This is a genomic window from Oerskovia sp. Root918, from assembly GCF_001428945.1.
Classification (GTDB): domain Bacteria; phylum Actinomycetota; class Actinomycetes; order Actinomycetales; family Cellulomonadaceae; genus Oerskovia; species Oerskovia enterophila.
The window spans coordinates 16,535-32,009 of sequence record NZ_LMJG01000011.1; the positions used below are offsets into that span (position 1 = coordinate 16,535).

Sequence of the window (15,475 nt, forward strand, 5' to 3'; positions counted from 1 at the left end):
GCTCGCCCGGACAGGAGGAGCAGCCATGCCGTCCGACACGTCCCCCGCGAACGACCCCGCGCCGCACGCGGGGACCGCCGAGCCTGCTGGGCCCACGGACCACGTCGGGCCCGTGGACCGGGCCGAGCCGCGCGGTGCCCGACGTCGGGCACTCACCTGGGGCGCGGGAGCCCTCACCTTCTCGGTGCTCACCCTGGGCGGCTTCGCGCTGACGAGCGCCCCGGCGGCCCCCGGGACGGGCACCACGACCGACGGCACGGGACCCGCCGTGGGTGCCACGTCGGACGCCCCGTCGGACATGACAAACCTCACCGACGAAGCATGAGGAAACCGACAGAACGGGTGAAGGGCTGCACTGCCTGAGCGCACCGGCGGGCACCAGGCTGGAGGCATGGACAACGACAGCCTCGACCACGGCGCCTCGGGCCGCGACGCCCGCCAGGACGACCTCGTCATCGACGTGCAGGGCCTGCGCCGCAGGTACGCCAGCAGCACCCGCGGCGCCAAGGGGTTCGAGGCGGTGGCGGGCGTCGACCTCCAGGTGCGCCGCGGCGAGCTCTTCGCGCTCCTCGGGACCAACGGCGCGGGCAAGACCTCGCTCCTCGAGGTCGTCGAGGGGCTCTCACGCCCCACGGCCGGCACGGCCAAGGTCTTCGGCAAGGACCCCTACCGCGAGCGCGCCCAGGTCCGCCCGCGGATCGGGATCATGCTGCAGGAGGCCGGCTTCCCGTCCGACCTGACCGCGATCGAGACGGCGCGCATGTGGGCCGGGACGCTCGCGGCACCGCGCCCGGTCGAGGAGGCGCTCGACCTGGTCGCGCTCCGCGGCCGCGCCGACGTGACGGTGACGTCGCTCTCGGGAGGCGAGCGGCGCCGTCTGGACCTCGCCCTGGCGCTCCTCGGACGCCCCGAGGTGCTGTTCCTCGACGAGCCGACCACGGGCCTGGACCCGGAGAGCCGCCGCTCGGCCTGGGACCTGGTCCAGTCGCTGCTCGACGACGGCACGACCGTCGTCCTGACGACCCACTACCTCGAGGAGGCCGAGCGCCTCGCTGACCGTCTCGCGATCATGCACGGCGGCAGGATCGTCCAGGAGGGCACGGTCGCGGAGATCGTCGACGCCGAGCCCGCGCACGTCTACGTCGACGAGGCGAGCGTGCGCCCCCACCTCGCGGACCTCCCGCTCCTGCCGGGCGAGAGCCTCGAGCGCGTCGAGGGCGGCACGCTCTCGATCGCGACGCGCGACCTCCAGCGCAGCCTCGCGGTGCTGCTCGCCTGGGCCGCCGACCGCAACGTGACGTTCGGCCGCATCGAGGCGCGCCCCGCGTCGCTCGAGCAGGCGTTCCTCGCGATCGCCGACGGGCCCGGCGCCTCGCGCCCCGGCCTTGCCTCCTCCACCATCGACCCGACGGAGCGTGCAGCATGACCACCCTCGCCCAGACCCCCCGCCGCACGACCCGTGCCCCCTCGGCCCCCCGCGGCACGACCGGCCTCGCGGGCTCGCTGCGCCGCGTCGGCTCGCTCGTCCGCGCCGAGACCACGCTGCTCCTGCGCAACCGCACGGCCCTGTTCAACGGGGTCGCGCTGGCCCCCGCGATGGTCGCGTTCCTGCACTTCTCCGGAGCGCTCGAGGCGGTCGTGGGCGACGGGGCCGGGGCGTCGGTCGTCGGGGCCTTCGCGCTCACGAGCCTCATCTGCTTCGCGCTCATGTTCGTCGTCTACTACAACCTGGCGAGCGCCTACGTCGCGCGGCGCGAGGAGCTCGTGCTCAAGCGTCTGCGGACCGGGCAGTGCTCGGACGCCGAGATCCTGATCGGCGCCGCGACGCCCGCGGTCGTGACGATGCTCGGACAGCTCGTGCTGGGCGGGGCCGCGATCGCGCTGTGGATCGGCCTCGACGCCCCCGCGAACGTGGTGCTGCTGCTCGTCGCGGTGCTCGGCGGGACGTTCGTCTTCGCGGCGCTCGCCGCCGCGAGCACCGCGTTCACGCGCACGCTCGAGTCGGTCCAGCTCTCGACCCTGCCCATCATGGCCCTCGCGCTGCTGCTCTCGGGGACCACGCTGCCCCTCGCGCTCCTGCCGGAGAGCGTCCAGACGCTCGCCGCATTCACGCCCCTGCACCCCGTCGGCGAGCTCCTGACGATCGGCCTCACCGGGCTGGGGCCCGACGGCGACGCGGTCGGCTTCGGGGAGACGTTCGCCCTGGCCGCGCAGCCGCTCGCGATCCTGCTCGCCTGGTGCGTGGTCGGCGCGTGGCTCGCGGCCCGGTACATGCGGTGGGAGCCGCGCCGCTGAGGTGGTGACGACGTCGCTCGTGGTGGACCCGGGCTGGGCGGCGTCGTCGAGCACGAGGTTGCGATCGGTCGAGCACGAGGTTGCGGTCGCTCTCCTGCTGAGAGCGACCGCAACCTCGTGCTCGGCACCGGGAGCACCGGAGCACCGGAGCACCGGGAGCACCGGAGGACCGGAGCCCGGCACCCCTCGAAGATGCCCACGTGAAAGGCTGACCCCGTGAGCTGGAACCCCCTCGTCGGCGCGTGGTCGCGTCGCAGCAACCCCGAACGGTTCGACACCTACACGCGCTGGTCGCTGTACGTCGTCGCGACGTTCGAGCTCTTCGTGGTGCTCTGGGTCGTGGGCGAGGTGCCCACGGGGCACCCGGCCCTGCTCGCCCCCCTCATCGGGCTGTGCCTCGCGCACACCGCCTCGTGCGTCGTCGTGATCCGGTACGGGGTCACCCGGTTCCTCGGCGGTCCGCCGCCTCCCCGGTGGGCCCTGGGCGCCATGTGCGGGCTCGCGCTCGCGACCTGCGTGGTCGGCCTCGCGGCGTACCCGACGGGTGAGGGATCCATGTTCCAGGGCAACACCCCGGTCCTGGTCGTGACCGCGGCGACCGCGTTCTCGGTCGCGGCCTGCGCGCCGCTCCTGACCTTCCGGTGGTTGGCGCTCGGGGCGGTCGGCGTCGCGGCGGTCTCGGGGCTCGTCTCGTGGTTCGTCGCCCCGGTCCGCGACGAGACGGCGGCGGGCATCGCGGTGGGCCAGGGGATCGGCGTCGTCCTCATGTGCGTCGGGATCTTCGCGTCCTACCGGGTGTCGGTGTGGATGCTCGGGATCGTGTGGGAGCAGGAGCGCAACCGCGTCCTGCACGCGCGCCTTGCCGTGGCCGAGGAGCGGCTGCGCTTCTCGCGCGACCTGCACGACGTGTTCGGTCGCACGCTCTCGGTCGTGGCCGTCAAGAGCGAGCTGGCCGCGGAGCTCGCCTCGCGCGGACGCCCCGGAGCGGCCGAGCAGATGCTCGAGGTGCGCCAGATCGCGCAGGACTCGCTGCGCGAGGTCCGGGCGGTCGTCGCGGGCTACCGTGCCGCGGACCTGGCCGCGGAGCTCAGCGGCGCCCGCTCGGTCCTGCGGTCGGCCGACATCGAGACCACGATCGGGTCGTACGGTGACGGCGAGGAGGGGTCGCTGCCCGAGGCCACGCAGGAGGCGCTCGCCTGGGTCGTGCGCGAGGCCGTGACCAACGTGGTCCGCCACTCCCACGCGACGCGCTGCGAGATCACCCTGCGCGTCGAGCGTGGCGAGGCGGTCCTGACCGTGACCAACGACGGCGTCCCCGACCTCGACCGCACCACGACCAGCCCGGGCAGCCCCAGCGGGTCCGGGCTGATCGGGCTCGGCGAGCGGCTCGCCGGGGCCGGTGGTCGGCTCGAGACCGACCTCGAGCCCCCCACGTTCCGTCTCACGGCCACCGTCCCGCTCCCGGGGGTCGGTAGCCTCGTGTCGCGCATGCCGCTCGTCCCTCGGGGCCGCGGCACCGGCACCTCTCGCCCCGCCCAGGAAGGCCCCACCGCGTGATCCGCATCCTGCTCGCCGACGACGAGAACCTCATCCGCGACGCCCTGGCCACCCTGCTCTCGCTCGAGGACGACCTCGAGGTCGTCGTCCAGGCCGCGTCGGGGACCGAGGCGCTCGCGGCCGCACGCAAGCACACGCCGGACGTCGCGGTGCTCGACCTCCAGATGCCCGGCCTCGACGGGATCGAGGGCGCCCAGGCCCTGGCCACCGAGGTGCCCGGGTGCGGGGTCGTCATGGTCACGAGCCACGGCCGACCGGGGTACCTCAAGCGCGCGCTCGAGGCCGGGGTGCGCGCGTTCCTGCCCAAGACCGTCTCGTCGCGCGTCCTGGCGGACGTGGTGCGTCAGGTCCACGCGGGCGGACGGTACGTGGACCCCGAGCTCGCCGCCGAGGCCATCGCGGCCGGCGCGAGCCCCCTGACGCCCCGCGAGGCCGACGTGCTCGAGCTCGCCGCCGGGGGAGCGCCCGTCGAGGAGATCGCGACGCGCGCCTCGCTCGCACCGGGCACGGTGCGCAACTACCTCTCGTCGGCCGCGGCCAAGCTGGGCGCGACGAACCGCCACGAGGCCGTCCACCTCGCCCGCCGGCACGGGTGGATCTGACGGTGCGTCCCGGCCGGGGTGAGGGTCTCACCCCGGGCGCGCGGCGCCGTCGGGCCCGACGACGGCACGCGGCCCGGTAGGCTCGGTGACCGTGCCGAAAGCTCATCCTGACAGCCGTGCGTACCGACTCGTCGCGATCGTCGTGCGACCCCTGATGTTCGCGATCACCCGCCGTGACTGGCAGGGTGCGGAGAACATCCCCGCCACCGGCGGCTTCATCGCCGCGGGCAACCACATGTCGAACATCGACCCGCTGACGTTCGCCCACTTCCTGTACGACCACGGCCGGGCGCCCAAGATCCTGGCCAAGGCGTCGCTCTGGAAGATCCCCGGCCTGCGCTGGCTCCTGGACCAGACCGGGATGATCCCGGTGCAGCGCAACACCGCGGGGGCTGCGTCCTCGGTGAGCGCGGCGGTCGACCAGCTCGCGCTGGGCGAGTGCGTCGCGGTGTTCCCCGAGGGCACCCTGACCCGTGACCCGGACCTGTGGCCCATGGTCGGCAAGACCGGTGCGGCGCGCCTCGCCCTCGCGAGCCGCATGCCCGTGGTGCCCATCGCGCAGTGGGGCATGCAGGACATCCTGCCCCGCTACAGCAAGCGGTTCCGGCCGATCCCGCCCAAGGACGTGGCCGTGCACGCGGGTCCGCCCGTCGACCTGTCGGACCTCTACGAGCGTCCCATCGACACCGCGACCCTGCGCGAGGCCACCAACCGCATCATGGACGCCATCACCGGGCTGCTCGAGGAGATCCGCGGCGAGAAGGCCCCGGCCGAACGGTTCGACGTCCGCAAGAACCCCGGCTCGGAGGAACGCAAGTGAGCACCACCACCCACTCGTCGCCCGTCACGGCGGCCGTGCTCGGCTCCGGCGCCTGGGGCACCACGTTCGCGGCCGTCCTCGCGGACGCGGGCTGCGAGGTCCGGCTGTGGGGCCGCAACGCCGACGTCGCCGCCGACGTCAACGCCACGCGACACAACTCGGCCTACCTGCCCGGCATCGAGCTGCCCGCGGGGCTCACCGCGACGACCGACGCGGCCGCGGCGCTCGCGGGCGCCCAGCTCGTGGTCGTCGCGATCCCCTCGCAGAGCGCCCGCGCGACGCTCGCCCCCTTGCGCGAGCACCTCGCCGAGGGCGCGGTCGCGGTCTCGCTCATGAAGGGCGTCGAGCTCAGCACCGACCGTCGCATGAGCGAGGTCGTCGCCGAGGTGTGGGGGCTCCCGCTGGACAAGGTCGCCGTGGTCTCGGGCCCCAACCTGGCCCGCGAGATCGCCGAGCACCAGCCCACCGCGACCGTGGTCTCCGCGACCGACCCGGAGACGGCCCGCTTCGTCGCGGCGGCCTGCTCGTCGTCCTACTTCCGGCCGTACACCAACTCGGACGTCGTGGGCGTCGAGCTGTGCGGCGCGGTGAAGAACGTCATCGCGCTCGCCGTGGGCATCGCCCAGGGCCGCGGGTTCGGGTACAACACGACCGCGACGGTCATCACGCGCGGTCTCGTCGAGATCACGCGACTCGGGCTCGCGCTGGGTGCGGACGCCGAGACCTTCTCGGGCCTCGCGGGCATGGGGGACCTGGTCGCGACCTGCACGTCGCCCCTGTCGCGCAACCACACGCTCGGCAAGCACATCGGGCAGGGCATGAGCCTCGAGGAGGCCGTCGCGGCGACGGGCGGCACCGCGGAGGGCGTCAAGTCCTGCCGCTCCGTCCTCGAGCTCGCGCAGAAGGTGGGCGTCGACATGCCCATCACGGCCGGCGTCGTGGCCGTCCTGCACGAGGGCATGCCGGTCGACGACATGGCCCGCGGGCTGCTCGCGCGTCCGCAGAAGTCCGAGGGCGTGACCTCGGGGCGCTGACCTCGGTCAGTCGTCGTCACGCACCTCGACGACGACCCGCGTCGGGTCCGTGAGGGCGTAGACCCTGAACGGGTTGTCGGTGTCGTCCGTCCCGATGAATGACTGCGTGTACCCCTCGAACACGCCGCGGAGCGCGACCTCCTCGACCTCGTCGGTCCCGGCGACCCGCAGGGGGTTGGGGCCCGAGTACTCGGCGACGCCCGTGTCCGTGGGGTATCCCGAGCCCGAGATCATGACCTGCAGCGTGCCGTCCCCGGCGAGCGGGAAGACGTTCCCGCTGCCGTCGTCGATCGCCTCCGGGACGTACTCGACGCGCCACCCGGGCGTGCCCGTGCCGCCCAGCTCGTAGACGACGCGGTCGAACCCGTCGTGGCGTCCGACCCGCAGGTCGGTCACGGTCAGTGCCGCGCCGGCGGAGGGCTCGGAGACGTCCGGGTCGGTGTTCGCGGGGAACGCGGGAGCCGTGGTCGAGCCGTCCCCCTCGGTGGAGCCGGTCGATCCGGGCGCTTCGGTGGGGGTGCCGGAGGCGCCGTCGGTGGGGAGCGGGCTGGTGTCCGGAGACGCCGAGCGTGACGGGGACTCGACGGGCGTCGCGTCGTAGCCGCCGTCCCCGCCGGAGCACGCGGTCAGTACGACGAACGCCCCGAGGCTCACGGCGGCGAGGGCTGGTCGCCGTTGCCCGCGGCGAACCGTCCGGGTGGCCGTTCGGGTGGCGCGGTCCATGACTGCCTCCTGCTCGAAGCGTGCGACCGGGAGCGGTTCCCGGCTGTCTCGAGCCTAGGCCGGGCAGGACACGGACGCATGGAGGGAGGGTCTCGATCGGGTGCCTCGTCGACGGCGGGCGCTGCGGTTCCGTGGTGTCCACGCCCGAACGATGACAGGGACCGGTCCCACGACCTAGCCTGGCCCCATGCCGTGGTTCAGCAGCGTGGGCGCGCCTCTCTTCCTCGTCGTCGTGCTCGTGGTCGTCGCGGTGGTCGCGATCGAGCGCATGGTGAGCGGGCGTTCCAGGGAGCGGCGGCTCGGGGACGGACGAGGGGCTGGCGAGACCGCGGGGGCCGGCGCATTCGGCGAGCTCGTCGACGTCTTCCAGCCGAGCAGGGTCCACCTCACCGAGGAGAAGGAGCGGCAACGGCTCGACATCGCGCAGGCGCCGTCCACCGCCCCGCCGATCGACGTCGACCTCGAGTCCGGGGTCGTCGTCTTCCGTGCTGACGCGTACGAGCCGCAGGCCGCCGACGGGACGGCCTCCGCGCGCTAGCTGCCCGCGGCGAGCCGCAGCGCGCGGTCGAGGTCCGCCCACAGGTCCTCGACGTCCTCGATGCCGACGCTCATGCGCAAGAGGTCCTCGGGGACCGTGAGCGACTCGGTCGAGAACCGCCGCCGGCGCTCGAGGCTCGACTCGACCCCTCCCAGGCTCGTGGCGGGAACCCACAGCTCGACGGCCTCGACGACCGCGTCCGCGGCCTCGCGACCGCCCCGGGGCCGCAGCCCGATGATCGCCCCGAAGCCCGTCATGGTGCGGGCCGCGCGCTCGTGGCCCGGGTCGGTCGGCAGGCTCGGGTGCCGGACCTCCTCGACGAGCGGGTGCTCGGCCAGACGCCGGGCGATCTCCGCGGCGTTGGCCTGGGACCGCTCGACGCGCAGCGCGAGCGTGCGCAGCCCGCGCAGTGCGAGCCACACCTCCCACGGGCCGGCGATCGCGCCGTGCAGGGTCCGGTAGGCGCGGACCTTCGCGGCCAGGTCCGGGTCGCTCGTCACGACGGCACCGAGCACGACGTCGGAGTGCCCCGCGAGGTACTTCGTGACCGAGTGCACGACGACGTCCGCGCCGTGAGCGAGGGGCTGCTGGCCCAGCGGGGTCGCGAACGTGTTGTCGACCGCCGTGAGGACCCCTCGATCGCGCGCCGCGGCGAGGAGCACGGGCAGGTCCGCGACCTCGAGCATGGGGTTGGTCGGCGACTCGATCAGCAACAGGTCCGCCCCGCCGATCGCCGCGAGCACCTGGTCGGTGTCGGCGACGTCCACGCGGACGACCTCGACCCCGTGACGGGCCGCGAGGTCGTCGGCGAAGCCGAGCGTCACCTGGTAGGCGTGCCGGGGCACGACGACCTTGCCGCCCGCCGGGACGAACGAGAAGACCGCCGCGATCGCCGCCATCCCGCTGCTGAAGACGATGCCCGGCTCCGAGGCGCCCTCGAGCGTGGCCAGGGCCTCCTCGAACGGGTGCCAGGTCTCGGTGTCAATGCGCGTGTACAGGAGCTCGCCCGGTTGCTGCACGCCACGCGACACGTACGTCGAGGACAGGACGACGGGCGGGTTCACGGGCCCGCCCTGCTCGCGGGGCGGGCGTCCGGCCGCGACCGCGATCGTGGCGGGGGACAGGGGGGAGCTGTGGACGGTGGGCCCGGTCGGCCCGGTCGGCTCGGTCGTCATGGGGGTGAGATTACGCCTGGGCAGCGGGTGGGTGCCGCGAGCAACCGACGGACGGAACGGCGGCGCCCCGGTTCAGTCCTCGACCGGTCCGAGCAGCGCGCTCGCGAACGTCGAGTGCGCGGACTCGTCGTCCGAGGGGTGGAAGATCCCCGCGAGCACGTCCCGGTAGAGGCGCCCCAGCTCGGAGGACGCGAAGTACGAGGACCCGCCGGACACGCGGATCGCCTGGTCGACCACGACGCGCGCGGTCTCGGTCGCGCGGACCTTGAGGCCTGCGACCGCCGTGAACCAGCCGGCCCCCCGGTCCACGAGGGCGTCGATCTCGCCCGCGACCTGGTCGATCTGCGGGTAGATCCCGTCCATCGCGATGCCCGCGTCCGCGACGCGCCAGCGGATGTCCGGGTCCTGGGAGAGCGGCCTGCCGCCGTTCTTCATCGAGGTGCGCCGGTGCGCGTTCTCGACCGCGAGCTCGAGGGCACGCTTGCCGATCCCCGTGTAGACCGACGCGAGCAGCACCTCGAACGTCGTGAAGATCGCGAGCACGAGCGGGTCCGTGGAGGGGCCGGGCGCGAGGCGCCGGACGACCCGGTCGGCTGGGGCGTGCGCGCCCGCGAGCATCGTGGTGCGGCTCTGGCTCGCGCGCATGCCGACCGTGTCCCAGTCGTCCAGGACGTCGACGCCGCCGCCCTCGCGCGTCACGAACGCGTGCACGAGGCGAGGGGCGCCGTCGAGCCCCGGGCCGTCCTCGGGCGCCGTCTCGATCCCGAGCACACCCAGCCGCGTCCACGCGGGCGAGAGCGAGGTGAAGATCTTGCGGCCGTGGAACGAGTAGCCGCCCTCGCCGTCGGGACGCGCCTGGGTCCGGGACCCGAACAGGACCAGGTCGTTGCCCGGCTCCGAGTACCCGAACGCGAAGACCTCGCCGCGCGCGGCCTCCTCGAGCACGAAGTCGAGCGAGTGGTCCCCACGCTCGTACAGGTAGCGCGCGACGCCGGTCCACACGTGGTGCATGTTGACGGCCAGGGCGGTCGCAGGAGCGGCACCCGCGAGGCGGATCTGCTCGTGCGCCACGTCGCGCAGGCCGAGGCCCGGTCCGCCCATCGCAGTCGGGACGAAGGCCCGGAGGTAGCCGGCTGCTGTCAGCTCCTCGAGGTCCTCGGTGAAGAAGGCGTTCTCGCGGTCGTAGCCCGCGGCACGCGAGCGGATGCGGTCGAGCAGGTCGTCGGTCAGCAGGGGGAGGCTCATGCTCCCGTTCTATCACCGCTCCTTCACGAGCGGGGACCTCTCCTGTTCTCTCGGGGAAGCATGGTTCCGGTAGGGTCGTCCGCGATGTCCAGCCAGCCAGAACCCAGTGCTCCCGCGCGCAAGACGCGCGTCCTCATCCTCTTCGGCGGACGCTCCGGCGAGCACGTCATCTCGTGCGCCACCGCGGGCGGCGTCATGCGTGCGATCGACCGCGACCGCTACGAGATCGTCCCCGTCGGGATCACCAAGGCGGGCCAGTGGGTCCTCGCCGCGGACGAGCCCGCGCGCTGGGAGATCACGGCGGGCAACCTGCCCGAGGTCACCGCGACGGGTGGCGAGGTCCTGCTGCCGCTCGCGGTCGGCCAGCGTGGGTTGCGCGTCCTGGAGCCGGGCGAGTTCCCGCGCGAGCTGGGCGAGGTCGACGTCGTCTTCCCGCTGCTGCACGGCCCGTTCGGCGAGGACGGCACGCTCCAGGGCCTCCTCGAGCTGGCCGACGTGCCCTACGTGGGTGCGGGCGTGCTCGCCTCCGCCGTGGGCATGGACAAGCACTTCATGAAGCTCGTCCTCGCGGGCCAGGGGCTGCCCATCGCGCCGTACACGGTCATCCGCCCGGGGGAGTGGGACCGCAACCCCGCCGCCTGGACGGAGACGGTCGGGGGCCTGGGGCTGCCGGTCTTCGTCAAGCCCGCTCGCGCCGGGTCGAGCCTGGGGATCACCAAGGTCGACGACCTCACGGACCTGCCCGCGGCGATCGACGAGGCGCGCAAGCACGACCCCAAGGTCGTGATCGAGGCCGGGGTCGTCGGACGCGAGATCGAGTGCGCGGTGCTCGGCGGGCGGCAGGGCGACCGCCCGCGCGCGTCGCTGCCCGGTGAGATCGTCGTGACGGACACGAACCACGACTTCTACGACTTCGAGGCCAAGTACCTCGACGAGGCCGGCGTCGAGCTGAGCTGCCCGGCCGACCTGCCCCAGCACCTCGTCGACGAGGTGCGCGACGTCGCCGTCCGCACGTTCGAGGCGGTCGGTGCCGAGGGCCTGTCCCGGGTCGACGTGTTCGTCACGGACGAGGGCCAGGTCGTCGTCAACGAGATCAACACCATGCCGGGCTTCACGCCGTTCTCGATGTACCCCCGCATGTGGGAGAAGTCAGGCATCTCCTACCCCGAGCTGATCGACGAGCTGATCCAGCTCGCGCTCGAGCGCCCCACGGGCCTGCGCTGACCGTTCCGGCGGCTCGGCCCGACAGACGCGAGGAGCGCGCCACCCGCAGGGGTGGCGCGCTCCTCGCGTCTGTCCGTCGGGAAGATCACATGCAGTAGCGCGTCTGCTCGACCTTGGACACCGCGCGGTTGAGGTCGGAGACGAACGACGACGAGTGGTCCGAGCTGACCGACGGCGGGATCTGGACCTCGACCGCGGGGTCGCGCCCGTACGTGACGAAGGTCCACGTGCCCTTGCCGTCGTCGGCGACGATCCAGTCGACGCTGCCCGCGGCGCTCGGCACGCCCTGGCAGCCCGTCGTGGTGGGCTCGGGTGGCGTGACGCCGCACCGCAGCGTCACGGCGGCGCCCGACGCGCCCCAGGCCGCGGTGGCCTGGCTGTCGGTCTTGACCTTGGGCAGGTCGCCCAGCATGTCGGGGACCGCGAGGACGACCTCGGCGCACTTCGGGTCGGCTGCGTCGTCGGCGACCGGGACGCCGATGGTCGGGGCGCAGGCGCTGGTGCCTGCGACCACGGCGAGCAGCAGGATCCCGGCGAGCGTCCGACGTCGGGCAGGGGTACGAGGGGCGTTCAGCACCCTCCAACGGTAGCCGCTCCGGCGGGGGCCTCCGTCCCGCGTAAGGTGGCGCCGTGACTGATCTGAACGAGGGCCGGGTGCTGGTGCGCGAGACGTCCGAGGAGGAGCTGCTCGCGGCGATCTTCCCGCTCCTGCCGACGGGTGCGGCGACCCTCGTGGGGCCCGGCGACGACTCGGCCGTCGTGAGCGCCCCCGACGGGCGCTTCGTGGTCTCGACCGACGTGCTGGTCGAGCGTCGGCACTTCCGCCCGGAGTGGTCCACGGGGTACGACGTCGGGTGGCGCGCCGCGATGCAGAACCTCGCCGACGTCGCGGCCATGGGGGCGCGGCCCACCTCGCTCGTGGTCTCGCTCGTGATCCCGGGGCACCTGCCGGTCGAGTGGGTCACGGGCCTGGCCCGCGGCCTCGCCGCGGCGTGCGCGCCCAGCGGTGCGGCCGTGGTCGGGGGAGACCTGTCGAGCGGGGACGACGTGGTCGTCGCGGTCACGGTGCACGGGGACCTGGGCGGGCGGGCGCCGGTCCTGCGCTCGGGAGCCCAGGTGTCCGACGTCGTCGCGCACGCCGGGCGGCGAGGCTGGTCCGCCGCCGGGCTCGCCCTGCTCGACCACGACCTGGGACCTCTGGACCAGGGCCTGGTCGACGCGTACCTGCGTCCCGAGCCGCCGCTCGACGCGGGCCCGGCGGCCGCGGACTCCGGGGCCACGGCCATGCTCGACCTGTCCGACGGCCTGCTGCGTGACGCCGGGCGCCTCGCCCGGGCGAGCGGCGTGGGCATCGACCTGGACCTGGGTGCCTTCCGCGGGGACCTGGACCGGCTGGTCGTCGCGGCGTCCGCCGTCAGGGCGGCGAGCGGGACGCTCGCGCCTGCCGGGGCCGAGCCGGGCCCGGCGGGCGCCGCCGCGGAGACGGCCCTCGCCCGCGACTGGGTCCTGACGGGCGGTGAGGACCACGGCCTGCTCGCGACGTTCCCCGCGGGGACCGCGCTGCCCGAGCCGTTCCGTGCGGTGGGTCGGGTCGTCGCCGCGCCGCCGGCGGGCGTGCCAGGGGCTGCCGTGGGCCGGGCTCCGTCGGTCACGGTCGACGGGGCCGCGCCGCGCGCGCACGGCGTCGGATGGGACCACTTCCGCGGCTGAGGGTCGGGCCGCCGACGAGGCTGTCCGGTCGTCAGACGCGCGGGCGGGAGGGCCCGGCACGCGTCGAGGGGGCCGCCCCGGGAGGGCGACCCCCTCGACGGGAGGAGCTGTTGTGCGGCGGGCCGGTCAGACCGTGCGACGGAAACGGACCTGCGTCAGGTCACGGCCGCCGATGTCGTCGCGACGCTCGACCCCGTCCGGGGCGAACCCGTGACGACGGTAGAAGTGCTGGGCGCGCTCGTTGTCCTTGAGGACCCACAGCGAGACCGGCGTGCGCGGCGGGACCTTGCCGAGCATGGTCCGCATGAGGTCACGGGCGACGCCCCGTCCCCAGGCCTCGGGGTCGAGGTAGATCGCGTAGACCTCAAGGTCTCCGGACTCGGCGTCCTCGTCGCGAGCGGGGCCGAGGCTCGCGAAACCGAGCGCGCGACCGTCGGCCTCGGCCAGGAGGATGTCGGCGCCCGAGCTCGCGAGGTTCTGCGTCCAGGCGGCCTCGCGCTGGTCGTGGTCGAGCGATGCGAGGTAGTCGTCCGGGACGATCCCGGCATACGCCCCACGCCACGAGGCGATGTGCACCTGGGCGATCGACGCCGCGTCCTGCGGAGTTGCCGTGCGGATCGTTACCTCGTTGAGTTCCGTCACCATGACCAAATCCTGCCACTTCCGTGGAGTTTCACCAAACCTCTTTGTCCGGATCTTCAGCAAATCTCCCCAAGGTGATGTGCTGGTGGGATGAGAGGAGCGGCGGGCGTGCTGGCCCGCGTGTGCCGTGCGTCGTCCGCCGATCCTCTCAGCCTTTCACCCCGCGTGCGCGCTGGGCGCGGCGCGAGCGGCGAGCGCCTGCTGAACCTCCTCGGCGATCAGGTCGCCGTTGGTCGCGGCGGCCGCCTGGACGCCCGCGGCCGCCGCGGCGACGACCTGCGCCATGATGTTCGTGACGTTGCCCGCGACCCTGACGCCGGGCACCGAGGTCGCGCCCTGGGGGTCGGAGGGTGCGAAGGTCCCGATCGTCACCCCGTCGACGACCTGGTCCTCGGTCTCGACCCCGAGCGACGTGAGGACCGCGGACCGGGCCGTGAAGCGGGGCGCGACCACGAGCGCCGTGCACTCCACGACCTCCCCGGACGCGAGCCGGGCGCCGCTCAGCGCGTCCGCGTCGAGCGCGAGCCCCGCGACGCGGCCCTCGACCACCCGGATGCCGCGCGCGTCGAGGGCGGCACGGGTCCCGGCGTCCGGGGCCGGTGACCCGTGGAGGAAGAGCGTGACGTCGTCGGTCCACTGGCGCCACATCTGGGCCTGGTGGATCGACATCGGGCCCGTGGCGAGGATGCCCACCGCCTGGTCGCGCACCTCCCAGCCGTGGCAGTACGGGCAGTGCAGGACGTCCTTGCCCCACCGTTCGGCGAGCCCGGGGACGTCGGGCAGCTCGTCGACGAGGCCCGTGGTCACGAGCAGACGACGAGCCCGGACGGCCCGGCCGTCGGTCGTGAGGACCTCGAAGCCCCCGTCGGGCAGGGCGGTCGCGGACTCGACCGTGCCCTGGGAGATCCGGCCCCCGTAGGCCGCGACCTCGGCCCGTCCGGTCGCCAGGAGCGCGGCGGGGTCCTCGCCGTCGCGGGACAGGTAGCCGTGCATGTGCGCGGCCGGTGCGTTGCGCGGACGGCCCGCGTCGATCACGAGCACGCTGCGTCGTGCCCGGGCGAGCGTGAGCGCTCCGCTCAGGCCCGCCGCACCGCCTCCGACGACCACGACGTCGTAGGTCTCCGGTGCTGCGTCGTTCGATGTGCTCTTGCCCGTGGCGGGCGCTGGGTTCTCTCGGGTCACGGTGACCACCTCCGTCGTCGAGCATCCGCACTCGCGTCGCGAGTTGGCAATTCCTCTTGCCGGAGTGGCAAACTCGACGGCATGGACGATCCCTTCGCCGCAGCCCTCGAGGCCGTCGGGCCACGGCTGCGCGCGCTGCGCCAGCAGCGTCAGCTGACCCTCTCCGAGCTCTCCGAGCGCACGGGCATCTCGGTGAGCACGCTGTCCCGGCTCGAGTCCGGGGGCCGGCGCCCCACGCTCGAGCTCCTGCTGCCGCTGGCCCGCGAGCACGAGGTGCCGCTCGACGAGCTCGTCGGCGCTCCACCGACGGGAGACCCGCGGATCCACGCGCGCCCGGTCAAGCGGCACGGGTCCACGTTCCTGCCGCTCTCACGCAGGCCGGGCGGCGTCCAGGCCTACAAGCAGCTCCTGCACGGCCGGACCTCTGACGTCCTGCCCGATACCAGGGTGCACGAGGGCTACGAGTGGCTGTACGTCCTGGGCGGACGGCTGCGCCTCCTGCTCGGCGAGCACGACCTGGTCCTCGGCGAGGGCGAGGCCGCCGAGTTCGACACCCGCACCCCGCACGCGATCCTCAGCGCCGACGAGCACCCGGTCGAGCTGCTCGTCCTCTACGGCCCCCAGGGGGAGCGGGCGCACGTGCGGGCGCGGCCCGTCTCGCGTGCCGCCGACCGGCCGGACTGATCACGCCCGAGCGTGCCCGGCGCCCGGGCGACCCGCTTGCCCGA

17 protein-coding genes are annotated in these 15,475 nt (G+C 73.9%); 11 read left to right on the plus strand and 6 right to left on the minus strand.

The window, feature by feature from the left end; all coding sequences use genetic code 11:
- Positions 1-25: 25 nt before the first annotated feature.
- From ASE27_RS07680 to ASE27_RS07710, 7 genes are all read left to right on the plus strand, one after another.
- Positions 26-325: a hypothetical protein gene (locus tag ASE27_RS07680; protein WP_056648424.1), complete on the plus strand. Its 300-nt coding sequence runs from the start codon at positions 26-28 to the stop codon at positions 323-325.
- Between the two features lie 66 nt (positions 326-391).
- Positions 392-1,426: an ABC transporter ATP-binding protein gene (locus ASE27_RS07685; protein ID WP_056648425.1), complete on the plus strand. Its 1,035-nt coding sequence runs from the start codon at positions 392-394 to the stop codon at positions 1,424-1,426.
- On the plus strand, positions 1,423-2,295 hold the full coding sequence (locus tag ASE27_RS07690) for an ABC transporter permease (protein ID WP_056648429.1): 873 nt from the start codon (positions 1,423-1,425) through the stop codon (positions 2,293-2,295). Before ASE27_RS07685 ends, ASE27_RS07690 begins: the two co-directional genes overlap by 4 nt.
- Positions 2,296-2,511: 216 nt before the next feature.
- Positions 2,512-3,852 (plus strand): sensor histidine kinase, encoded by a 1,341-nt coding sequence (locus ASE27_RS07695; RefSeq protein ID WP_056648431.1) that lies wholly within the window; start codon positions 2,512-2,514, stop codon positions 3,850-3,852.
- Entirely contained in the window at positions 3,849-4,454 is a 606-nt protein-coding gene (locus ASE27_RS07700) for a response regulator transcription factor (protein ID WP_056648433.1), read from the plus strand. The genes ASE27_RS07695 and ASE27_RS07700 overlap by 4 nt, the downstream gene beginning before the upstream one ends.
- Positions 4,455-4,608: 154 nt before the next feature.
- Complete coding sequence (locus tag ASE27_RS07705) at positions 4,609-5,274, plus strand: 1-acyl-sn-glycerol-3-phosphate acyltransferase (RefSeq protein WP_082608679.1); 666 nt, start codon at positions 4,609-4,611, stop codon at positions 5,272-5,274.
- The gene (locus ASE27_RS07710; RefSeq protein WP_056648436.1) at positions 5,271-6,308 is read left to right on the plus strand and encodes an NAD(P)H-dependent glycerol-3-phosphate dehydrogenase; all 1,038 of its coding nucleotides are present in this window, start codon (positions 5,271-5,273) and stop codon (positions 6,306-6,308) included. Before ASE27_RS07705 ends, ASE27_RS07710 begins: the two co-directional genes overlap by 4 nt.
- A 6-nt stretch (positions 6,309-6,314) precedes the next feature.
- Here the strand turns inward: ASE27_RS07710 and ASE27_RS07715 are convergent, their stop codons facing one another.
- On the minus strand, positions 6,315-7,031 hold the full coding sequence (locus tag ASE27_RS07715) for a hypothetical protein (protein WP_056648437.1): 717 nt from the start codon (positions 7,029-7,031) through the stop codon (positions 6,315-6,317).
- Positions 7,032-7,218: 187 nt separating this feature from the next.
- Between ASE27_RS07715 and ASE27_RS07720 the strand changes: the two genes are divergently transcribed.
- Complete coding sequence (locus ASE27_RS07720; protein WP_056648439.1) at positions 7,219-7,569, plus strand: DUF6191 domain-containing protein; 351 nt, start codon at positions 7,219-7,221, stop codon at positions 7,567-7,569.
- Here the strand turns inward: ASE27_RS07720 and ASE27_RS07725 are convergent.
- Together ASE27_RS07725 and ASE27_RS07730 are read right to left on the minus strand one after the other, a co-directional pair.
- A complete protein-coding gene (locus tag ASE27_RS07725) occupies positions 7,566-8,744 on the minus strand; it encodes a PLP-dependent aspartate aminotransferase family protein (protein ID WP_056648442.1) in 1,179 nt (392 codons plus the stop codon). The genes ASE27_RS07720 and ASE27_RS07725 overlap by 4 nt on opposite strands.
- A gap of 72 nt (positions 8,745-8,816) precedes the next feature.
- Positions 8,817-9,989, minus strand: a complete 1,173-nt coding sequence (locus ASE27_RS07730; protein ID WP_056648443.1) for an acyl-CoA dehydrogenase family protein — start codon at positions 9,987-9,989, stop codon at positions 8,817-8,819.
- Positions 9,990-10,073: 84 nt separating this feature from the next.
- On the opposite strand from ASE27_RS07730, the gene ASE27_RS07735 reads away from it, so the two are divergent.
- Positions 10,074-11,213, plus strand: coding sequence for a D-alanine--D-alanine ligase family protein (locus ASE27_RS07735; RefSeq protein ID WP_056648445.1), 1,140 nt, complete (start codon positions 10,074-10,076; stop codon positions 11,211-11,213).
- Between the two features lie 85 nt (positions 11,214-11,298).
- Here ASE27_RS07735 and ASE27_RS07740 read toward each other — a convergent pair whose 3' ends face one another.
- Positions 11,299-11,790, minus strand: a complete 492-nt coding sequence (locus ASE27_RS07740) for a DUF3515 family protein (RefSeq protein ID WP_231907695.1) — start codon at positions 11,788-11,790, stop codon at positions 11,299-11,301.
- A gap of 62 nt (positions 11,791-11,852) precedes the next feature.
- Between ASE27_RS07740 and ASE27_RS07745 the strand changes: the two genes are divergently transcribed.
- Positions 11,853-12,923 (plus strand): thiamine-phosphate kinase, encoded by a 1,071-nt coding sequence (locus ASE27_RS07745; protein WP_082608739.1) that lies wholly within the window; start codon positions 11,853-11,855, stop codon positions 12,921-12,923.
- A 126-nt stretch (positions 12,924-13,049) separates the two neighbouring features.
- On the opposite strand, the gene ASE27_RS07750 is transcribed toward ASE27_RS07745, so the two are convergent.
- A complete protein-coding gene (locus ASE27_RS07750; protein ID WP_056648448.1) occupies positions 13,050-13,568 on the minus strand; it encodes a GNAT family N-acetyltransferase in 519 nt (172 codons plus the stop codon).
- Between the two features lie 153 nt (positions 13,569-13,721).
- Positions 13,722-14,747: an NAD(P)/FAD-dependent oxidoreductase gene (locus tag ASE27_RS07755; RefSeq protein ID WP_200955919.1), complete on the minus strand. Its 1,026-nt coding sequence runs from the start codon at positions 14,745-14,747 to the stop codon at positions 13,722-13,724.
- A gap of 81 nt (positions 14,748-14,828) precedes the next feature.
- On the opposite strand from ASE27_RS07755, the gene ASE27_RS07760 reads away from it, so the two are divergent.
- Complete coding sequence (locus ASE27_RS07760; protein ID WP_056648450.1) at positions 14,829-15,431, plus strand: helix-turn-helix domain-containing protein; 603 nt, start codon at positions 14,829-14,831, stop codon at positions 15,429-15,431.
- The last annotated feature ends 44 nt before the right edge of the window (positions 15,432-15,475 follow it).